The following is a 21,105-nucleotide window of genomic DNA, read 5'->3' on the forward strand; positions in this document are numbered from 1 at the left end:
ACAGGCTGACCTATGTGGTCAGCCTGTTTGCTTTTATGGACATGGGTTAGAGTAGGTAGTACCGATCGCTTGAATGTCTGTTAACAGCTCATCACTAAGCTTGATATCGATGCTGTCAATGTTGGCTTTAAGTTGATCAAGGTTGGTCGCACCGATAATATTGGAAGCGACAAATGGACGTTGATTGACGAACGCCAATGCCATTTTCGCAGGATCTAGGCCATGCTCACGCGCCAAGTTCACGTATGCTTCTGTCGCTTTGACGCCTTGAGGCGTGAAGTAACGAGCGAAACGCTCCCACTTAGTACAGCGTGCACCTTCTGGTTTTGCGCCATGTAAGTATTTACCACTCAAACAACCAAACGCCAGAGGTGAATACGCTAACAGTTGGACACCTTCATAATGGCTGATTTCAGACAAACCCACTTCGAAGCTGCGGTTGAGTAGATTGTATGGGTTTTGAATTGAAACGATACGCGGTAAATCATGCTTCTCCGCTAAACGAAGCAAAGACATCACCCCCCAAGGTGTTTCGTTAGATACGCCGATGTAACGCACTTTACCCATCTTAACCAGTTCAGTTAATGCTTCTAGGGTTTCAATTAACGTCACTTCTTCTTGCTTGTCTGGGTAAGGGTAGTTGAGTTGGCCAAAGCAGTTAGTTTGACGCTGTGGCCAGTGAAGTTGGTACAAATCTACGTAATCGGTTTGGAGTCGTTGAAGGCTAGAGTCGATGGCATCATGGATATTGCGACGATTTAAACTCATGTTTTCACGGATGTGAGGCACATTGCGCGGCCCTGCCACTTTTGTCGCTAGAACGACTTTTTCTCGCTTGCCGGATTTTGTCAGCCAGTTGCCGATGTATTGTTCTGTTAGGCCTTGTGTTTCTGCTTTTGGCGGAACAGGGTACATCTCTGCGGTATCAATGAAGTTCACCCCATGCTCGACAGCAAAGTCGAGCTGCTCAAAAGCTTCCTGTTCGGTATTTTGCTCACCAAAAGTCATAGTGCCGAGGCAGATTTTACTGATCTCGAGTGATGAGTGCGGTAGTTTGGTGTATTGCATTTCACTTCCTTGAAAAATAGCCAACTGAATAGGTTATCCATCAATATATGGGATTTTTGGTCGCTATCGCAAATCATTTACGTATAAGCGCAAGTGTGGCTCGAAAGGTATTCATCCCCCAACTACACTAAAAAGATCTTGTGAAGGAGGTGCACTATGCAGAAGCATCAACTGGACATGTGGCTACATGGTCAACATAAAGACACCTATACGTTACCCAAAGTATTTGTCATTGGGTGTTCCGATGTCTCTGACTATTTGCTAGCTGTGGAATATAAGCACCAGCTAGAGCCGATTAAAGATGGAGAGGAACCGCTTCATTTTGGTTCCTTAGATTTGGTGAAAGAAGAGCTGCTCAGGTTAGGTATCGACAAAGCTTATTTGCGGTTACACAACGCTTACGATGAGTGCGGTAGTGAGGGTACTGCCTCTTACTGTGATATCGAATTATCGTTGGTTACCCATTAGAGTGAACAGATGAGTTACTCAGATTGCACATTGATATAGTGCTTCAGTAAGATCTGTTCGGTGAATTGTGTTCGCAGGTAAAAGCCTCGTGGTAGCGTCTTCATTGGTTTCCCGTTGGAGCTATAGGCTTCAGTTAGTGCTTTGGCATTAGCGGCCTTTGGGCGCAAGTGAAGCGCTTCGCCATGTCTGGCTGAAATTTGATCAAATTTGCCAAAGACGATCATTTCCATCAGTTCTTCCCAGTCATTTCGTAAGATCTGCTCTTCTTCTTTATCTGGCGACCAAATAAGAGGTGTCCCTACACGACGCTCGGCAAGGGGGATTTCTCGTTCACCTTCCACAGGTACCCACAATACACGCGAGAGCTTATTGCGCACATGGCTGGTTTCCCATGTCAGTCCTTGAACACCAGTTAAGGGTGCAACGCATACAAATGTAGTTTCTAACGGTCGTCCGTTGTAGCCAATTGGAATGCTCTTTAACTCGATACCAAGTTTGGAAAAGTCTTGTTGAGGTTTGCTACCCGCAGGAGCGCCCAAATGCCATTCCAGCAATTGTCCCACCCAGCCTTTATCGCGTTTGAGGTTTTCTGGAACGGTCATCCCTGCTTCGTCCGCTAATTCCGCAAAACTGAGTCCGGCAATATCGTGAGCGCGTTCCATTAACTCCGCTTCTGATTGTGGTTCTGGTTTCATAATAACTGCATGACAATGGAAAAATCCTAGTCTAACAAATTTCAACAAAATCTACTGTCCAAGATTTCATCGAGATGGATTAAGAATGATCAATTCATAACTTATCCACAGATATAGGTGCATATAAGTGGATCTACTGATGGGCTGGATGAATAAACAGGGGTTTTGAAACGTTTTTAGGCTTGATTTTATGTAGATGTCATGAAGTTAGAGAATGAATGTGTGGATAAATAACCGATCGGTTGATCTTTGACCGATCTGAGTTTGGTGAAAAGATCATCAGAATTTACAAGATCGTTTTATCTCCAGGTTTGTTTTTAAGTTTATATTTATCATTGAGTTATGATTGGTCGTTATTTTTATTGATGAGTAAGAGAATAATGCTTTTGATTGAAAATCGGAGTTGATATGGAATTCTTCACAAAGTTATTCACAGAAAAGGTGAATAAATGTGGGCAATGTCTCACTCTTGTGTTGATAAACTTTAATTTGATTAAAAGATATCCAATGACGGTGAAAAGGTAATAAATCTTGCTCATATCACATCAGTAAGTTTGCTAGTAATGGGGATATGTGGAAAAATCACGGTAATAAAAAATTATTCATAGAGGTTAGCCAGTGATAGATGGCGATGGTTACCGACTGAATGTTGGTATTGTGATATGTAATAACCATGGTCAGGTCTTCTGGGCTAAACGATACGGGCAACACTCATGGCAATTTCCACAAGGTGGGATTGACGAAGGTGAAACACCTGAACAGGCGATGTTCAGGGAGTTGTATGAAGAAGTCGGATTAACGAAAAAAGACGTTAAGATCATTGCAACAAGTCGTCATTGGTTAAGATATAAACTACCAAAGCGATTGGTGCGTTGGGACTCCAAGCCTGTTTGTATCGGCCAAAAACAGAAATGGTTTCTGCTGCGATTGGAATGCGATGAATCGCGCATCAATATGCAGCGCGGGAAATCCCCTGAATTTGATGGTTGGCGCTGGGTGAGCTATTGGTATCCAGTTAGGCAAGTTGTTTCTTTCAAGCGTGATGTTTATCGTCGAGCGATGAAAGAGTTTGCATCTTTAGCCATGCCTTTTCGAGAGAGAAAAGCGAAAGGGAAAAGAAAAAAGCAACAACGTAGAGGATAGTCATGCTCAGCCAGCTAAGGGAAATAGTTGAGAAAGTCTCCAGAGTCGATGATGTGCATCTGGCACTCGATATATTGGTAAAAGAGACTTGTGCCGCCCTTCGCACTGAGTGCTGTACTATCTATCTCGCCAACGAAGAAATGCAGCGCCTTGAGTTGATGGCAACTCAAGGCCTTATTTTTGAAGGCGATAGCATCCACATTAATTTCAATGAAGGTTTAGTTGGTCTCGTTAAACGCAGCGCAGAACCTCTTAACCTCGCAGAAGCCTCAAAACACCCTGAATTTAAATTCTTCCCGCAGCTTGGTGAACAGGTTTATCACTCTTTCCTCGCCACTCCAATCATCCATCGCAAACAAGTATTAGGTGTATTAGTCATTCAGCAAAAGACGCCACGATTGTTTAGTGAGATGGAAGAATCTTTCTTAGTGACCTTATCTGCACAGTTAGCCGTGATCATCGCTCACGCGCAAAGTTTAGGTCATTGGCAATTAGCCTCAAAACCGACGGTTCTTAAAGGCTTGCCTGCATCAACGGGTGTCGCCATCGGAGAGTTTTGGTTTGACAACACGCAGCCGAGTTTGTCGGACGTATTCCCGTCTTCCACGCTGGATAAAGAGCGAGAGCAAGAGCTGCTGCTGGTAGCGATTGAGCGTGCGCTGAATGATTTCCGCCGGATGCGGAAAAAGTTTGACAGCGAAATCAATAAAGATGCGTTAGCGATATTCGATTTGTTTACCCACTTGCTCAATGATCCAATGTTGCGCGGCGATCTTAAGAAACAGATTGAAAAAGGCGATCGAGCGGATTGGGCGCTGCGTCAGGTAGTCGAAACTTATTCAAACCGCTTTGCTCGTATGTCAGATGTCTATTTGCGTGAACGAGCACAAGATATCCGAGAGTTGGGGCAAAGGTTGCTGTATTTTCTGCACAACAGTGAGCAAGAGAATGCGGCCATCGATCGTCCTATCATCTTAGTGGCCAATGAGCTTACTGCGACTTTGTTAGCATCGGTGCCGAAAGAACATTTATTAGCGGTCGTTTCGCTTGAAGGGGGCGCAAACTCACACGCTGCAATTCTTTCGCGCGCATTGGGTGTGCCGGCCGTTATGGGCGCTAACATCAATACGGATGTGGTTAACGGCAAATTAGGCATCGTTGATGGCTATACGGGCGAGATTTTTCTAGAGCCCAACCGTCAGCTGTTGCGTGAGTATCGCAGTTTGGTTAGTGAAGAGTCAGAGCTCTTCGCGATGGTCAATAAAGATCTCGCGTTACCTGCCGTAACGTTAGATAACCAGCACATTGAAGTGATGCTGAATGCGGGTCTCAGTGCCGATAGCAACATTGCCATTAATACGGGCGTCGATGGTGTCGGTTTATATCGAACTGAAATTGCATTTTTACTTCAACATCACTTTCCATCGGAAGATGAGCAGTATCATCAATATCGAGCAATATTAAACAGCTACTCGAACCAACGCGTGGTGATGCGTACTCTGGACATCGGTGGTGATAAACCATTGCCATACCTGCCAATCGAAGAGGACAATCCGTTTTTAGGTTGGCGCGGGATTCGCTTTACGTTAGATCATCCTGATATCTTTTTGATTCAATTGCGTGCGATGCTAAGAGCCAGTGCTGAAAGTGGTAATTTAAGTATCTTGTTACCCATGGTATCTGGTATTAAAGAGCTGGATGATGCGATGACGCTGATCAACCAAGCCTACAGCGAAGTTGTCTTGCTTGATGAGCGTATCCAGGCTCCAAAGGTCGGGGTGATGATCGAAGTACCATCGATGGTATATCTGCTTCCTGCCATCGCGCATCGAGTGGATTTTGTCTCTGTTGGTACTAACGACTTAACTCAGTATTTACTGGCGGTGGATCGGAACAATTCCCGCGTTGCTGATGTCTATGAATCCATGCATCCGGCAGTGCTGTTAGCACTCAAACAGATTCATGACGTGTGCGATAAATATCATGTGCCAGTGTGCATCTGCGGTGAATTAGCCGGTGATCCATTTGGTGCGCTCTTATTACTTGGGTTGGGATACACCAGCTTAAGTATGAACACATCTAACGTGGCTAAGGTGAAGTATTTGATTCGTCATAGCCAACAACAGGAACTAGAAAAACTAGCGGAACAGGCGATGACAAAATCGTACGGAGAGGAGATTCATCAAATGATGCATGATTTCTTTATCCAACAAGGTTTTGCAGGCTTCGTTCGTGCAGGGAAAAAGTAGGTAATCGTGACCGTCTCTTTATTTTTGTTATTGCTGGCGCTAGGCGCTTTTGTTGGTGTGATGGCGGGGCTACTCGGCATTGGGGGCGGATTAATCGTCGTACCTGCGTTGTTATTTTTGCTGCCTTGGGCGGGCATTTCTCCAGAAATGAGCATGCATATGGCGCTTGCGACATCTCTGGCAAGCATCATCGTTACATCAGGTTCTTCTGCTCTCAACCATCTTAAACTTGGCAACGTAGATATGTTTGTTGTGAAGTGGCTCATGCCCGGAGTGGTGATTGGCGGCTTTGTTGGTGCCAACATTGCCGAATGGATCCCAACTCATTACTTGCCGAAAGTATTTGGTGTCATTGTACTGTGTCTAGCTGTACAGATGTTCCGATCCATTAAAGTAAAAAGTGAGAAGCCAATGCCGAGTAGTCCGGTCACTATGATGTACGGAACGGGAATTGGTGTGGTTTCGAGCTTAGCTGGTATCGGTGGCGGTTCTTTATCGGTGCCTTTTCTCAACAAGCACGGCGTAGAAATGCGTAAAGCGGTCGGCTCATCGTCAGTTTGTGGCTGCATCATCGCCATCTCTGGCATGATAGGCTTTATTTTGCACGGCTATAAGGTTGAAGGCTTACCTGCGTACAGTATTGGTTATGTTTACCTTCCTGCGTTACTTGCGATTGCGATGACTTCGATGTTGACCACGAAAGTGGGGGCGAAGCTCGCGACCAATCTTCCTACTGCGGTATTAAAGAAAATATTCGCAATATTCTTAATGTTTGTTGCAGCAACAATGCTGCTGTAAGTTTATTCCCAAGTTATTCACGCTGAACCGAGCATTTGAGGTGACTTGGGTATATTGGTTTTATTTGTAAATAAGAAGAGAATGATTTATGTCTCAGGGATACCTTCAATTTCCCAATATTGATCCGGTTTTAGTCTCTATTGGTCCTGTTTCAATTCGTTGGTACGGTTTGATGTACCTCGTCGGTTTCATGTTTGCATTGTGGTTGGCGAACCGTCGTGCTGACAAACCAGGCAGCGGCTGGACTCGAGAGCAAGTCTCTGATCTACTTTTCGCGGGCTTCTTAGGGGTCGTCATCGGTGGTCGCGTCGGTTACGTTATCTTCTATAACTTTGAACTGTTTTTAGATGATCCTTTGTATCTCTTCAAAGTTTGGACTGGCGGTATGTCGTTCCACGGTGGTTTGTTGGGTGTGATTACGGCAATGTTCTGGTATGCACACAAGAACGGTCGTACCTTCTTCGGCGTTGCTGACTTTGTTGCGCCTCTTGTGCCATTTGGCTTGGGTATGGGCCGTATGGGTAACTTCATGAACAGCGAGCTTTGGGGGCGTGTAACAGACGTTCCTTGGGCTATCGTTTTCCCAAATGGCGGGCCTTTACCACGTCACCCATCGCAACTGTATGAAATGCTGTTAGAAGGCATAGTGCTGTTTTTCATCTTGAACTGGTTCATCAAAAAGCCTCGCCCATTGGGTTCGGTATCAGGGCTATTTTTAGCTGGATATGGTACATTCCGCTTCTTAGTCGAGTTCGTTCGCGAACCGGATGCTCAGCTTGGTCTATTTGGTGGTTATATTTCGATGGGACAAATTCTATCAACGCCAATGATCGTGTTGGGTATTCTGATGATGGTTTGGGCTTACAAACGTGGTCTTTACCAAGACAAAGCTCAAGTTAAAACGAAGTAAGGTATTGGTGTGAAACAGTATTTAGATTTGTGTCAACGCATCGTTGATCAAGGTGTTTGGGTTGAAAATGAACGTACAGGTAAGCGTTGCCTGACGGTAATCAACGCGGATTTAACCTACGATGTTGCGAACAATCAATTCCCATTGGTAACGACGCGTAAAAGTTTTTGGAAAGCAGCAGTGGCTGAGCTACTTGGCTACATTCGTGGTTATGATAATGCTGAAGATTTCCGTAAATTAGGCACCAAAACGTGGGATGCGAACGCCAACCTAAACGACGCTTGGTTGAATAACCCATACCGTAAGGGTGAAGACGACATGGGCCGTGTATACGGCGTTCAAGGTCGTGCATGGGCAAAACCTGATGGTGGTCATATCGACCAGCTACGCAAGATTGTGGATGATTTGACTCGCGGTGTTGATGACCGTGGTGAAATCTTGAACTTCTACAACCCTGGTGAGTTCCATATGGGGTGCTTGCGACCTTGTATGTACAGTCATCATTTTTCGCTACTGGATGACACTTTGTATCTCAACAGTACACAGCGTTCGTGCGATGTGCCGCTTGGATTGAACTTCAACATGGTTCAAGTTTATGTGTTCTTAGCGATCATGGCGCAAATTACGGGTAAGAAGCCAGGTCAGGCCTTCCATAAAATCGTTAACGCGCACATTTATGAAGATCAGCTTGAGTTGATGCGTGATGTTCAGTTGAAGCGTGAACCGTTACAAGCACCAACATTCCATATCAATCCGGAGATTAAATCTCTAGAAGATTTGGAAACTTGGGTGACACTGGATGACTTTTGGGTAGAAGGGTACGAACACCACGATCCAATTCGTTATCCATTCTCAGTGTAATCACGCTGGTTCTTGATACTACAAAAAGCTCCGAATGGAGCTTTTTTGCTTTTGCGATGCGTTTGAGTTTCGTTACTTCAATGCGCTAACGATATAGCGATGAATCGGGTTAGTTTGCTTCGGAGTCGATAACGCAGGGCTAATGAACTTCGGTTGAGTGAAAATCCCTTTATTAACGAGAGAACGGATCAGATCGAAATACTTTAATTCCGTTTTACCACATAGCAGCAGTGAAAAATCATCCCCTAGCTTATCGTACGCGTTGAGCACTTCTCTAAATCCTCTCAGGTACAAATAATCTTTAGTTAAGCCACCACCGCGGTATACGCGCGAAGTAATGGTAAAGGCTTGAACGTCAGACGCTTTGTACTGCTCCTTCAGCAACATAAAGGTGTGGCGGAAATCGCGCTCTTTAATCATGGATTCTACAGCAAGCACGCGAAGAGCTAAGGTTCTTAAACGTTTGATACTGAAGTGTCCAGAGAGGTACTCACACAAAATTGCCAACCCTTCCTGCGTATTGGTATTGGCAGGGCAACCTAAACTAAGCACTTTAAGTGGTTGTTGACGGCCATTAAGCGTAGTTAGCAAATGCACGCCCATCTCGTGGTGTGCGAGTGCTTCAAGTTCGTCAGTTGTGATGTGCGCAGCGCTGTTAATCTTCACTCGTGAGCCTGACACCAAAGCGTTAGCTAGCATGCCATCTAAGATTTGAATTTCACATTCATACCCATTTTTATCGGCGAAGCTTTGCATGAAATGAGCAATGGAGCGGCTATCATGCTCTGGTTTGCTCTCTTCTTCTGTCGGCAGATGCAAAATGAAATGTGCGTTCGCAATGTCTTTCGCACTTGGTTCACCGTAATAGCGCAGAGAGTTGTATAGGAACTCTTGCGTACCTATGGTGTTGACTTGATCAAGTTTGTCGGCGTAAGACTGAATGACATCCTCATAAAGCTTTTGCAACTGAGTATCTTCGATGTGTTCCAAAGGCAATTCGTACAAACGGCGTTTTGACTGATGAGTGTCAAGAGGCGCTTTCTGGTACTGAAAGTTAGGTTCTTGCGAGTACTTATTACTGATGAACCTTTCTCGCTCTTGGGCGTAATTAAGCGGGTTTACGCTGCTAAGAATATCAATATCAGTGACTAACTGAGTGAGGTTTTCATCTATTACTAATAGCTGGCTAGAAATTGGTTCATTAAACTGAGCCATGTCGTTCAACTCCATGTGAAGGTAAGACCTTTTTCAACAACGCGCAGAGTACCTGTCAGTCATCGAAGACAACTATGGGAGGCAAGAGCCGTTATCCATTGTGTATATGACCGTCTCTGTACTTTTGACTAACGGTGATTGTATTGAAAGAGGTGAAGCCAAATTATCATTGAGTGTTTGGTTTGAACAACAAATATTTCTCAGTCTCAATCGGAGTTACATCAGCTCTCATTTTTGCATCATGATTACAGATACAAAAAAGGCCCCACAACGTGGAGCCTTAAACAATAAGCGATGGTTGGTATTATCAGGTTGTCAGAGCAAGGATTGCGCCTGGCAGAATGATGAATACAGACATCAGGTAGCCACCCACAACTGCTTTGTTCTTGATAGCAAGCTCTGAAATCATTTCAGCACCTTTTACTGGGATTTCACGTAAGAACGGAATACCAAAGATAAACAGTGTCGCCAAAATATTAAAGGTTAAGTGTACTAGCGCAATCTGAAGAGCAAACACAGCAAACTCACCAGATACTGCGGTAGCAGCAAGTAGCGCAGTGATACACGTACCGATGTTCGCACCCAGCGTGAATGGGTAAATGTCACGAACTTTAAGAACACCAGTACCTACAAGTGGAACCATCAAGCTTGTTGTTGTTGATGAAGATTGTACCAACACCGTCACGATCGAGCCTGATACGATACCGTGGATAGGACCACGACCAATTGCATTTTTCAGAATATCGCGAGCACGGCCAACCATTAGGCTCTTCATTAGCTTACCCATTACTGTGATAGCAACGAAGATTGTAGCGATACCTAAAGCAATTAGAGCAACGCCACCCATGGTGTCACCAAATGTTGATAGCGGTTCTTTGATAGCAGAAACAACAGGCTTAGTGATTGGCTTGATGAAGTCAAAACCCTTCATGCTCATGTCGCCAGTGTTCAATAGTGGCGAAACCAACCAGTGAGAAATTTTCTCTAGAATGCCGAACATCATTTCCAAAGGAAGGAATATCAGAACAGCAAGAAGGTTAAAGAAGTCGTGGATCGTCGCACTAGCAAATGCGCGCTTGAATTCTTCCTTACAACGTACGTGACCTAGTGAAACCAAAGTGTTGGTCACTGTGGTACCAATATTGGCACCCATTACCATTGGAATCGCTGTCTCTACAGGTAGACCACCTGCAACTAAGCCCACAATAATAGAAGTTACAGTACTTGAGGATTGGATTAGGGCTGTTGCTACTAGGCCGATCATAAGACCAGCGATAGGGTGAGATGCAAACTCAAACAATACTTTTGCTTGGTCGCCAGTTGCCCATTTGAAACCGCTACCAACCATAGATACTGCTAGAAGAAGCAGATACAGCATGAATGCCAAGTTAGCCCAGCGTAACCAACGAGTCGTGCTCGAGATAGGCGCTGCTGTTGAAGTAGCTTGGTTCATCATAATTTTCTCCGTTGACCTTTAAGTTCGTTTTTCGGTCTTAAGTTGAAACTTCGGGCGATGTTAGAGAACAAATATTTCAGTAATATTACAGATTGATTTCTGTGGGCACTTTTTATTGTGCTTTTTAATAGTTCAAAAAAAGTAGCGGATTGTCCTGTTTTAATTCATTGAAAAATATAGGATTTATTGGTTTTATAAACTGAGTTTTTTTTGATGAGAATTCGATAAAAAGTGCGTTTTACTTCAAGTTTTATGACAATACTGAGATTGTATTTTCGGTAAAACTTAATTTTAGTTGGTTAAAGTGATGGTTTTGCCGAGTATCTTGTCTGTCTCTGTCACATTTGGTATAAAAAGCATCACCTTCTTTTCTGGAATTGGCCGATGTCACATCTAAATTACAACCATCTTTATTACTTCTGGATGGTGTGCAAGCAAGGCTCTGTTACCAAGGCCGCGGATGCGCTTTTTCTCACTCCTCAAACTGTGACTGGGCAAATCAAAGCGCTTGAAGAGCGGATGAAAGGTAAGCTAACCAAGCGAAACGGCCGTACTGTCGAACCAACAGAACTCGGACAATTGGTCTTCAAATATGCGGATCGTATGTTTGGTTTAAGCTATGAGATGCTTGATATTGTGAACTACAGTCAGCACTCCAATATTTTGTTTGAAGTTGGTGTAGCTGATGCGCTGTCAAAACGGCTAGTTAGTAAAGTGCTGATGACAACCGTGCCTGAAGACAACAGTATCCATTTACGTTGTTACGAGTCGACGCACGAACTGTTATTAGAACGGCTATCGCAGCACAAGTTGGATATGATTCTTTCTGATTGCCCGGTGGACTCGACGCAAAGCCCAGGCCTTTATAGTAAGAAGCTTGGCGAGAGTAGCATGAGTTTCTTTGCATCTTCTGATATTCCAGACGTGAAGTTCCCTGAAATTTTGGAAAAGAAAAAGCTGTTGATCCCAGCAAGTCGAACGGCGATGGGGCGAAAAGTCATTCAATGGTTTGATCGCCAAGGATTACAACCTGATGTCCTAGGAGAGTTTGATGACGTCGCGTTGATGAAAGCCTTTGCGAGATACCGTGATGATGTGATCTTTTTGGCGCCGACGGTTTACATGTCAGAAATCGAAGATGACCGCAGCTTACAGTTGATCGGTCATGTTGAGGATTTGAAAGAAGAGTATTACGTTATTTTCGCCGAGCGAATGATTCAGCATCCTGCGGTAAAAAACGTATGTGATGCTGATTTCAGTCAAATGTTTGAGTAAACCCGTATCGTTGCTCAAATAAATAGATTACTATCGATAAAAATATAAATCTAAATGATACCTAAGTAATTCAAGATACTTGGTTTAGTGAGCAAAATTATTTCTCGTCGATAAAGCCCCAGTGAACACTGCTGGTGGGTTAAATTGATGTATCGCTTTAAAGCCAAATTTAGAGGTTCTAATAAAGAAGACTCTGGAGAAGAATCTTGATGTCCTTAGAGATATTAAATCAGTGCAACACAACAAGCTGGCCAGGGTTGGAATAAGTAAGTTGTAGCTAGAGGTCCAACACATGAATCTACAAGAAATGGAGAAAAACTCCGCAAAAGCCGTCGTGTTGCTCAAAGCGATGGCAAACGAAAGACGCCTACAAATTCTTTGTATGCTGCATAACCAAGAGTTGTCCGTTGGGGAGCTGTGTACCAAACTGGAATTAAGCCAGTCGGCGTTATCGCAACATTTAGCTTGGCTTCGTCGTGACGAATTGGTCGCGACGAGAAAAGAAGCGCAAACGGTGTATTACACGTTAAAAAGTGATGAGGTGAAGACATTGATTCAAACCCTTCACGGTCTTTATTGCGCAAACTGATTGCACAGACTGAAATGCGTTAGGGTTATCTGTGTTGTTTAGGCAACGGTAGGTAACTGGCAGATTTGAGTCGTTCTAAATAACAAAAGCTGGCAGTGCCAGCTTTTTTCCTATCTTGGATTCGTGATTTGACGAATTTTAGATATAAAAAAACCGACATAAAGCCGGTTTTTTCTTCACTGTAAAATCAAGTGTCTATTAAAGAGCTTTGATTTGTGCAGCGAAACGAGACTTATGGCGAGCTGCTTTATTCTTGTGAATAAGGCCTTTAGTTGCCATGCGGTCTAGGATAGGTGTAACTACAGCGAATGCAGCAGTTGCAGCTTCTTTGTCGCCTGCTTCGATAGCAGCAACAGTTTTCTTCATGTAAGTACGCATCATTGAGCGACGGCTAGCATTGTGCTGACGACGTTTCTCAGCTTGGATAGCGCGCTTCTTAGCAGATTTACTATTTGCCAAGGGTCTAACTCCCAAAAACTTAGTTCTGTGACAATTTAAGGGCGAGGAATATCCCTCATTTGCGCCTAAATGTCAAATGATTTGTGCAAAAACCCATCTAAACCAAAACAAATTTTGGTATGAAAGGTTATCGCGGTTAAGATGGCGGGGATTCTAACAGCATTTTTATACCAATGCTAATAATTATCCGCTTAGAACTAACAATAAACGGATATATTTTTGACGTCTATTTAGAGCCTCCACGAGCTTAACAGTATAGGGTTGGCTGTCTTATAGTGATATTCCGAGGTTACAGTGAGTAAACGACTACTCAAGTCAGGCATGATCGTCAGTGCTATGACATTAATTTCCCGCGTTCTGGGTTTAGTTCGCGATGTTGTAGTGGCAAATTTAATGGGGGCAGGAGCAAGCGCTGACGTCTTTTTCTTCGCCAACAAAATTCCGAATTTCTTACGACGTTTGTTTGCTGAAGGGGCTTTTTCTCAAGCGTTTGTCCCTGTTTTAACGGAGAATCACGCTCAAGGTGATATGGATAAAACACGCGAGTTGATTGCTCGTGCTGCCGGTACGTTAGGGGTTATTGTCTCTATTGTTACCGTGCTGGGCGTGCTGGGCTCTGGTGTGGTAACCGCGCTGTTTGGTTTTGGCTGGTTTTTAGATTGGATGCATGGTGGGCCGGCCGCAGAGAAATTTGAGCTAGCCAGTCTGATGCTCAAAATTACCTTCCCTTATTTATGGTTCATCACCTTTGTTGCGCTTTCCGGAGCCATTCTTAACACACTCGGCAAGTTTGCCGTCTCCTCATTCACTCCGGTCTTTTTGAATGTCATGATCATTCTGGCGGCTTGGTTTATCTCGCCACAGATGTCTCAACCGGAAATTGGTCTGGCTATCGGTGTGTTTTTAGGTGGTTTGGTTCAGTTCTTATTCCAAATTCCTTTCCTTATTAAAGCGGGCGTGATGGTTAAGCCTAAGTGGGGGTGGCGCGATCCTGGGGTGGTAAAAATCCGCACGTTGATGATTCCCGCTTTGTTTGGCGTCTCTGTCAGTCAAATCAACCTGCTATTTGATACTTTTATTGCCAGCTTTCTACAAACTGGCTCAATCAGCTGGTTGTATTATTCCGATCGTTTGTTGGAGTTCCCGCTGGGGCTGTTTGGTATTGCGATTGCGACGGTGATTTTGCCTGCGCTGTCTCGTAAACATGTGGACTCGCAGAGCGAAGGTTTTGCACATACCATGGATTGGGGCGTTCGCATGGTAACGCTGCTCGGGATTCCGGCGATGTTGGGTTTGATGGCGTTGGCGAAGCCGATGTTGATGGTGCTATTTATGCGCGGTGAGTTCTCTCCACAAGATGTGCACCAAGCGTCTCTGTCGTTGCTCGCTTACGCATCTGGCCTATTGAATTTCATGTTAATTAAAGTGTTAGCGCCAGGCTATTACTCACGTCAAGACACAAAAACGCCAGTGAAATACGGCATCATCGCGATGGTGACTAACATGGTGTTCAACGCAATTTTTGCCTATTTCTACGGTTACGTCGGCTTGGCTATTGCTACGGCATTGTCAGCGTTCGTCAACATGGCGCTGTTGTACCGAGGTCTGCACATTGCAGGTGTCTATCAAATCACTAAGCGTACCGTCTTCTTTATTATACGTTTGGTTGTTGCTGGCGCTGCGATGGTCGCTGCGATCTTATGGCAATTGGAAGACATGTCGGTTTGGCTAGAGTGGAGCTTTGCTCACCGTAGCGGCATGTTAGGAACGTTAATTGGTCTAGGCGCCGCAGTTTACCTGGCGGTTCTATTTTTGACAGGCGTACGTTTAAAAGACCTAAAAGCTGGGACAGATTGAGGTTGATTAGTATATAATCCGTCAGTTTCACACAGTGCAAAGTAAAAACAGAGGCAGAACGCAGTATCCAATGGAACTGATTAGAGGCATTCATAATATCGCACCACACCATTATGGTTGTGTGTTGACGATCGGCAATTTCGATGGCGTACACAAAGGCCATCAACAAGTATTGCAGCAAGTGTCTGAGCAAGCGGAGAAACTTTCGTTACCGTCGGTTGTGATGACCTTTGAACCTCAGCCAATGGAGCTGTTTGCCAAAGACAAAGCGCCCGCAAGGTTGACGCGACTGCGCGACAAGTTCGTTCAATTAAGCAAGCTCGACATCGATCGTTTGCTTTGCGTCAACTTTAATCGCCATTTTGCCAGCCTGACAGCGGAAGAGTTTATCCGCGACTTGTTGGTCGAGCGTTTGGGTGTTAAGTTTCTTGTCGTTGGTGATGATTTCTGCTTTGGCAAAGGCCGTTTAGGTAACTTTGCTATGTTGCAGGAAGCTGGGGAAAAATACGGCTTTGAAGTCGTCAGTACCCAAAGCTTTTGTTTACAACAGTTACGAGTGAGTAGCACCGCGATTCGCGAAGCCTTAGCTCGTGACGATTTGCATGCCGCACAAGAGATGCTGGGAAGAGATTACAGCATCAGCGGTCGCGTTTCACACGGAAGAAAGTTAGGAAGAACCATTGGATTCCCGACGGCCAATATTCCACTGAAACGTTGTGTTTCTCCGGTTTCCGGAGTCTATGTTGTTCAAGCGCTAGGCTTGGGTGATAAGCCAGTCGGTGGCGTGGCTAATATTGGCCAACGACCTACAGTAAATGGCGTTCGCCAACAGTTAGAAGTACACTTATTTGACTTTCATGCCAATTTATATGGCAAGCAACTAGAAGTGGAACTTTTGCACAAACTTCGAGATGAGCAAAAGTTTGAGTCGTTTGAAGCACTTAAACAACAAATCGAATTGGATGCTGAAGCAGCAAGGGTGTGGCTGCGTCAGCTTAAGAGTTGAACGGTTTATTCCACCGTTCGACATAATGTCTAATTTTCGCCCAATATAACGGAATTAAGAATCGATGAGTGAGTATAAAGATACCCTGAACTTACCTGAAACAGGGTTTCCAATGCGCGGCAACCTGGCTAATCGTGAGCCAGAAATGCTTGAGCGTTGGTACAAAGAAGATCTTTACGGTGAAATCCGTAAAGCTAAAAAAGGCAAAAAGTCATTCGTATTGCACGATGGCCCTCCTTACGCAAATGGTGACATTCACATTGGTCACGCACTAAACAAGATTCTTAAAGACATTATTATTAAATCCAAAACACTTTCAGGTTTTGACGCACCTTACATCCCAGGCTGGGACTGCCACGGTCTGCCAATCGAATTGATGGTAGAAAAGAAAGTAGGCAAACCAGGCCAAAAAGTAACGGCAGCGGAATTCCGCGAAAAATGTCGCGAATACGCAGCAGGTCAGGTTGAAGGTCAGAAAGAAAGCTTCAAGCGTCTTGGCATCATGGGTGAGTGGGATAAGCCATACCGCACTATGGATTTCGCAACTGAAGCGAACATCATTCGTGCGCTTGGTAAAATCGCAAGTAATGGCCACCTATTAAAAGGTTTCAAACCTGTTCACTGGTGTACGGATTGTGGTTCTGCACTTGCAGAAGCAGAAGTAGAATACAAAGATAAAGTATCGCCATCTATCGACGTACGTTTTAAAACAGCGGACGAAGCTGCGCTGCTATCTAAATTTGAATTGACTGAAGGTCACGAAGGTAAGGGTGACGTTTCAATCGTTATCTGGACAACCACTCCTTGGACTCTGCCTGCAAACCGCGCAGTATGTCTACGTGATGATCTTGAATACGTGCTAATCCAAGTTGAGGGTGACAACCCTGAGCGTATTATCGTTGCTGCTGAATTGGCAAAAGATGTGATGGATCGCGCGGGTATCGAGCACTTCCATAACCTTGGTTTTGCGAAAGGTGCGGATCTAGAGCTTTCTCAGTTCCAACACCCATTCTACGATTTCACAGTTCCGGCGATCCTTGGTGATCACGTGACGACTGACTCAGGTACTGGTGTGGTTCACACGGCACCTGGCCATGGTCAGGAAGACTTTGCGGTTGGTCAAAAGTACAACCTAGAAGTGGCAAACCCAGTGGGCTCTAACGGTGTTTACCTACCAGACACTGAGCTTTTTGCTGGCCAGCACGTATTCAAAGCGAATGACGCTGTAGTAGAAACGCTAAAAGAAAAAGGCGCATTACTGCATCACCACGCTTACGAGCATAGCTACCCGCACTGTTGGCGTCATAAGACTCCAATCATCTTCCGTGCAACACCTCAATGGTTCGTATCAATGGACCAAGCTGGCCTACGTGCAAAAGCACTAGAGTCAATCAAAGGTGTTCAGTGGATGCCTGAGTGGGGTCAAAGCCGTATCGAAGGTATGATCGAAGGTCGCCCTGAGTGGTGTATCTCTCGTCAACGTACTTGGGGTGTACCAATCGCTCTGTTTGTTCATAAAGAAACAGCAGAACTTCATCCAAACACGTTAGAGCTAATTGAAAAAGTAGCGAAGCTTGTTGAAGAAAAAGGCATCCAAGCATGGTGGGATGTAGACGCAGCTGAACTACTAGGCGACGAAGCAGAGCAGTACGAAAAAGTACTCGATACGCTAGACGTATGGTTCGATTCAGGTGTTACGCACTTCTCAGTTGTTGATGCTCGTGAAGAGTACAACGGTAACAGTGCAGACCTATACCTTGAAGGTTCTGACCAACACCGTGGTTGGTTCCAGTCTTCTCTAATTTCATCAATTGCGATGAAAGGTGTAGCGCCATACAAACAAGTTCTGACGCATGGTTTCGTGGTTGATGGTCACGGCCGTAAGATGTCTAAATCTATCGGTAACGTGGTTGCGCCAAAAGACGTAACGAACAAACTCGGTGCAGACATTTTGCGTCTATGGGTTGCTTCTACAGACTACACTGGTGAAGTTGCGGTTTCTGATGAAATCCTAAAACGTTCTGCAGATGCGTATCGTCGTATCCGTAACACAGCGCGTTTCTTCCTAGCGAACCTAAATGGCTTCAACCCAGCAACAGACATCGTTCCTGCTGAAGAAATGGTGGCGCTAGACCGTTGGGCAGTTGGTCGTGCACTTGCTGCGCAAGAAGAGATCATCAAAGCGTACGATGAATACAACATCCACGCCGTAACTCAGCGTCTAATGCAGTTCTGTTCTATCGAGATGGGCTCATTCTACCTAGACGTAATCAAAGACCGTCAGTACACAGCGAAGCAGGGCGGCCACGCTCAACGTAGCTGTCAGACTGCACTTTACTACATCGTAGAAGCACTAGTTCGTTGGATGGCGCCAATCATGTCATTCACCGCAGATGAGATCTGGAACGAGATGCCAGGCGAGCGCGAAAAATTCGTGTTCACAGGTGAGTGGTTCGATGGTCTATTTGGTCTAGCGGAAGGTGAAGAGCTGAACAACGAATTCTGGACTGAAATTCAGAAAGTTCGTGGTGCGGTGAACAAACTTCTTGAAGCGGCGCGTGCAGAGAAAACCATCGGTGGTGCACTACAAGCTGAGCTAACTCTATTTGCTGATGACGCACTAGCGGCGAAAATCAACAAGCTAGAAGACGAGTTACGCTTCGTGCTACTGACGTCTGCAGCAGCAGTTAAGCCTTTAAGCGAGAAATCTGACGCGGCACAAGCAACAGACATCGAAGGTCTGTTTGTTGAAGTGAAAGCGACAGAAGCTGAGAAGTGTGATCGTTGTTGGCACCACACGCCAGACGTAGGCACAATTGCGGGTCACGAGAAGATTTGTGGTCGCTGTGTATCTAACGTTGATGGCGAAGGTGAAGTACGTAAATTCGCGTAATAGCCTAGAACGACTGAACTTTTTTTAAAATTAACAGCCCCAGTATTTACTGGGGCTGTTTGTAGGTAAAGTAATGAGTGAAAAAGCACTGACGTTAAAGCAATCAGGTGTACGTTGGCTGTGGCTAGCGATTGTGATTTTTTTGGCCGATATTGGCATTAAATACGTTGTCATGAACAACATGGGATATGGCTGGGCAAACCGAATTGAAATTTTGCCTTTCTTCAATCTTCTCTATGTTCACAACTATGGCGCAGCTTTCAGCTTTTTGAGCGATCAAGCGGGTTGGCAACGTTGGTTGTTTACCGGTATCGCGTTTGTAGTCACAGGTCTTTTGACTTATTGGATGAGTAAGCTTCCTGCAAAAGAAAAGTGGAACAACATTGCTTACGCCATGATTATTGGTGGTGCCGTTGGCAACGTATTTGACCGCGTGATCCATGGTTTTGTGGTCGATTACTTAGACTTCTACTGGGGCAATTATCACTGGCCGGCATTTAACCTTGCTGATATGGCGATTTGTCTTGGTGCGGCGATGATTATCCTAGACGGCTTTCGCAAGAAAGACACAGCAAAAGCCTAAATCGTGGCCATGTATATTGGAAAAGTCGAATAACCCTAAGCGTCGTCCGTTGATTCGTACGACGCTTTTTATTATGTTGAAGCGCAAATCCGCACATCAGTGTATAAAAAGACAAAGCGGATAGACGTAATGACCCAAGAACAAGGAAGCAGTAACGTGACAACAATAACGAATGATTCGGTAGTAACCCTGCACTTTACGATCAAAATGAAAGATGGTTCGGTGGCAGACAGCACTCATAATATGGGCAAACCAGCGAAGTTTGTGATGGGTGACGGTAGCCTAAGTGAGAACTTCGAGCAGTGCTTGGTGGGTCTCCAATCTGGTGAGAACAAAGCGATTGAACTCAAAGCGCAAGATGCTTTTGGTATGCCTAATCCAGACCATATTCATCATATGGATCGCACCAAATTTGTTGGTGAAGCGGAAGTTGAAGTCGGTACTATCATGGCTTTCAGTGGCCCTGATGGTATGGAAATTCCGGGCATCATTACTGAGATTGCTGGCGATTCGGTAACGGTAGACTTTAATCACCCTCTAGCGGGACAAGACGTGACTTTCGAAGTCGAAATTTTGTCAGTAGAATAGCCAACCCAATAAAAGATAATTTCCATGAGCAATGAAATGAAAATCCTATTAGCTAACCCACGCGGTTTTTGTGCTGGTGTTGACCGTGCGATTAGCATCGTAGAGCGTGCACTAGAGCTGTATCAGCCACCGATTTATGTTCGCCATGAAGTGGTACATAACCGTTTTGTGGTTGAGGGGCTAAAGCAACGAGGCGCTATCTTCGTTGAAGAGCTACATGAAGTGCCTGACAACAACATCGTGATTTTCTCTGCTCATGGTGTATCGCAAGCGGTTCGCCAAGAAGCAAAACAGCGTGATCTGACGGTATTTGATGCAACCTGCCCATTGGTAACGAAAGTTCATATGGAAGTTGCGCGTGCAAGCCGCCGCAATATGGAAGTGGTTCTGATTGGTCACGCTGGTCACCCAGAAGTCGAAGGTACCATGGGGCAGTACTCAAGCGAAACTGGCGGCATGTACTTAGTGGAAACTCCTGCGGACGTTGAGAAACTAAAAGCGATCGTGAAAGATCCATCGGATCTGCACTATGTAAGCCAAACCACATTGTCTGTCGATGAAACCGCTGATGTGATTGAAGAGCTACGCCGCGTATTTCCTGACATCCAAGGCCCGCGTAAAGACGATATTTGTTACGCAACACAAAACCGCCAAGATGCCGTGCGAGAGCTGGCTGGTGATGTGGATGTAATGGTGGTTGTGGGTTCTAAGAATTCTTCAAACTCTACTCGTCTTAAAGAGTTGGCTGAGAAACTTGGCACGCCTGGTTACTTGACTGATTGTCCTGAAGATATCAAGCCAGAGTGGTTTGAAGGCAAGACAAAAGTAGGTGTGACAGCGGGTGCTTCTGCACCAGAAGAGTTGGTGAATCAGATTCTTGAGCGTATCAAAGAGCTAGTGGGTGCACGCTCAGTCGATGAAGTCTTAGGTCGAGAAGAAAACATGTTCTTTGAAGTACCAAAAGAGCTGCAAATCAAGCAAGTGGACTGATA

General features: G+C 45.0%; 19 protein-coding genes. 14 read left to right on the forward strand and 5 right to left on the reverse strand.

Annotated features, from left to right (window positions below):
* Positions 1 to 33 precede the first annotated feature (33 nt).
* Positions 34 to 1,068, reverse strand: a complete 1,035-nt coding sequence (locus tag BIW15_RS13040; protein WP_069488685.1) for an NADP(H)-dependent aldo-keto reductase — start codon at positions 1,066 to 1,068, stop codon at positions 34 to 36.
* Between the two features lie 156 nt (positions 1,069 to 1,224).
* Between BIW15_RS13040 and BIW15_RS13045 the strand changes: the two genes are divergently transcribed.
* A complete protein-coding gene (locus BIW15_RS13045) occupies positions 1,225 to 1,536 on the forward strand; it encodes a DUF6482 family protein (protein WP_005481791.1) in 312 nt (103 codons plus the stop codon).
* A 14-nt stretch (positions 1,537 to 1,550) separates the two neighbouring features.
* Here BIW15_RS13045 and mutH read toward each other — a convergent pair whose 3' ends face one another.
* A complete protein-coding gene (mutH, locus tag BIW15_RS13050; RefSeq protein WP_005481789.1) occupies positions 1,551 to 2,231 on the reverse strand; it encodes a DNA mismatch repair endonuclease MutH in 681 nt (226 codons plus the stop codon).
* Positions 2,232 to 2,849: 618 nt separating this feature from the next.
* Here mutH and rppH point away from each other — a divergent pair.
* The 5 genes from rppH (at position 2,850) to BIW15_RS13080 (ending at position 8,192) form a co-directional block, all read left to right on the forward strand.
* Positions 2,850 to 3,374 carry an RNA pyrophosphohydrolase gene (rppH, locus tag BIW15_RS13060; protein ID WP_005457789.1) on the forward strand — a complete coding sequence of 175 codons (525 nt, stop codon included), beginning with the start codon at positions 2,850 to 2,852 and terminating at the stop codon, positions 3,372 to 3,374.
* Between the two features lie 2 nt (positions 3,375 to 3,376).
* A complete protein-coding gene (gene ptsP, locus BIW15_RS13065) occupies positions 3,377 to 5,623 on the forward strand; it encodes a phosphoenolpyruvate--protein phosphotransferase (protein WP_025441313.1) in 2,247 nt (748 codons plus the stop codon).
* Positions 5,624 to 5,629: 6 nt separating this feature from the next.
* Complete coding sequence (locus BIW15_RS13070) at positions 5,630 to 6,421, forward strand: sulfite exporter TauE/SafE family protein (protein ID WP_005481395.1); 792 nt, start codon at positions 5,630 to 5,632, stop codon at positions 6,419 to 6,421.
* An 88-nt stretch (positions 6,422 to 6,509) separates the two neighbouring features.
* Entirely contained in the window at positions 6,510 to 7,331 is an 822-nt protein-coding gene (lgt, locus tag BIW15_RS13075) for a prolipoprotein diacylglyceryl transferase (RefSeq protein WP_021450223.1), read from the forward strand.
* A gap of 9 nt (positions 7,332 to 7,340) precedes the next feature.
* Complete coding sequence (locus BIW15_RS13080; RefSeq protein WP_005481388.1) at positions 7,341 to 8,192, forward strand: thymidylate synthase; 852 nt, start codon at positions 7,341 to 7,343, stop codon at positions 8,190 to 8,192.
* Positions 8,193 to 8,264: 72 nt separating this feature from the next.
* On the opposite strand, the gene BIW15_RS13085 is transcribed toward BIW15_RS13080, so the two are convergent.
* Together BIW15_RS13085 and BIW15_RS13090 are read right to left on the reverse strand one after the other, a co-directional pair.
* Positions 8,265 to 9,407, reverse strand: coding sequence for a flavohemoglobin expression-modulating QEGLA motif protein (locus BIW15_RS13085; RefSeq protein ID WP_370686416.1), 1,143 nt, complete (start codon positions 9,405 to 9,407; stop codon positions 8,265 to 8,267).
* A gap of 307 nt (positions 9,408 to 9,714) precedes the next feature.
* Positions 9,715 to 10,863, reverse strand: coding sequence for a Na/Pi symporter (locus BIW15_RS13090; RefSeq protein WP_005497177.1), 1,149 nt, complete (start codon positions 10,861 to 10,863; stop codon positions 9,715 to 9,717).
* Positions 10,864 to 11,247: 384 nt separating this feature from the next.
* Here BIW15_RS13090 and nhaR point away from each other — a divergent pair, with 384 nt between their 5' ends.
* A complete protein-coding gene (gene nhaR / locus BIW15_RS13095) occupies positions 11,248 to 12,138 on the forward strand; it encodes a transcriptional activator NhaR (RefSeq protein WP_005457134.1) in 891 nt (296 codons plus the stop codon).
* Positions 12,139 to 12,430: 292 nt separating this feature from the next.
* On the forward strand, positions 12,431 to 12,727 hold the full coding sequence (locus BIW15_RS13100; RefSeq protein ID WP_005461077.1) for a metalloregulator ArsR/SmtB family transcription factor: 297 nt from the start codon (positions 12,431 to 12,433) through the stop codon (positions 12,725 to 12,727).
* 198 nt (positions 12,728 to 12,925) lie between these two features.
* Here the strand turns inward: BIW15_RS13100 and rpsT are convergent, their stop codons facing one another.
* The gene (rpsT, locus tag BIW15_RS13110; RefSeq protein WP_005381938.1) at positions 12,926 to 13,186 is read right to left on the reverse strand and encodes a 30S ribosomal protein S20; all 261 of its coding nucleotides are present in this window, start codon (positions 13,184 to 13,186) and stop codon (positions 12,926 to 12,928) included.
* A gap of 294 nt (positions 13,187 to 13,480) precedes the next feature.
* Between rpsT and murJ the strand changes: the two genes are divergently transcribed.
* The 6 genes from murJ (at position 13,481) to ispH (ending at position 21,103) form a co-directional block, all read left to right on the forward strand.
* The gene (murJ, locus tag BIW15_RS13115; protein ID WP_025556242.1) at positions 13,481 to 15,043 is read left to right on the forward strand and encodes a murein biosynthesis integral membrane protein MurJ; all 1,563 of its coding nucleotides are present in this window, start codon (positions 13,481 to 13,483) and stop codon (positions 15,041 to 15,043) included.
* A 70-nt stretch (positions 15,044 to 15,113) separates the two neighbouring features.
* A complete protein-coding gene (ribF, locus tag BIW15_RS13120) occupies positions 15,114 to 16,049 on the forward strand; it encodes a bifunctional riboflavin kinase/FAD synthetase (RefSeq protein WP_005477935.1) in 936 nt (311 codons plus the stop codon).
* Positions 16,050 to 16,113: 64 nt separating this feature from the next.
* Complete coding sequence (ileS, locus tag BIW15_RS13125; RefSeq protein WP_005488293.1) at positions 16,114 to 18,942, forward strand: isoleucine--tRNA ligase; 2,829 nt, start codon at positions 16,114 to 16,116, stop codon at positions 18,940 to 18,942.
* A 73-nt stretch (positions 18,943 to 19,015) separates the two neighbouring features.
* The gene (gene lspA, locus BIW15_RS13130) at positions 19,016 to 19,525 is read left to right on the forward strand and encodes a signal peptidase II (protein WP_005460289.1); all 510 of its coding nucleotides are present in this window, start codon (positions 19,016 to 19,018) and stop codon (positions 19,523 to 19,525) included.
* Positions 19,526 to 19,681: 156 nt separating this feature from the next.
* A complete protein-coding gene (gene fkpB / locus BIW15_RS13135; protein ID WP_011105680.1) occupies positions 19,682 to 20,113 on the forward strand; it encodes an FKBP-type peptidyl-prolyl cis-trans isomerase in 432 nt (143 codons plus the stop codon).
* A 24-nt stretch (positions 20,114 to 20,137) separates the two neighbouring features.
* Positions 20,138 to 21,103: a 4-hydroxy-3-methylbut-2-enyl diphosphate reductase gene (gene ispH / locus BIW15_RS13140; protein ID WP_005460282.1), complete on the forward strand. Its 966-nt coding sequence runs from the start codon at positions 20,138 to 20,140 to the stop codon at positions 21,101 to 21,103.
* Positions 21,104 to 21,105 lie beyond the last annotated feature (2 nt).

Source organism: Vibrio sp. SALL6, assembly GCF_002002385.1.
Lineage (GTDB): Bacteria > Pseudomonadota > Gammaproteobacteria > Enterobacterales > Vibrionaceae > Vibrio > Vibrio parahaemolyticus.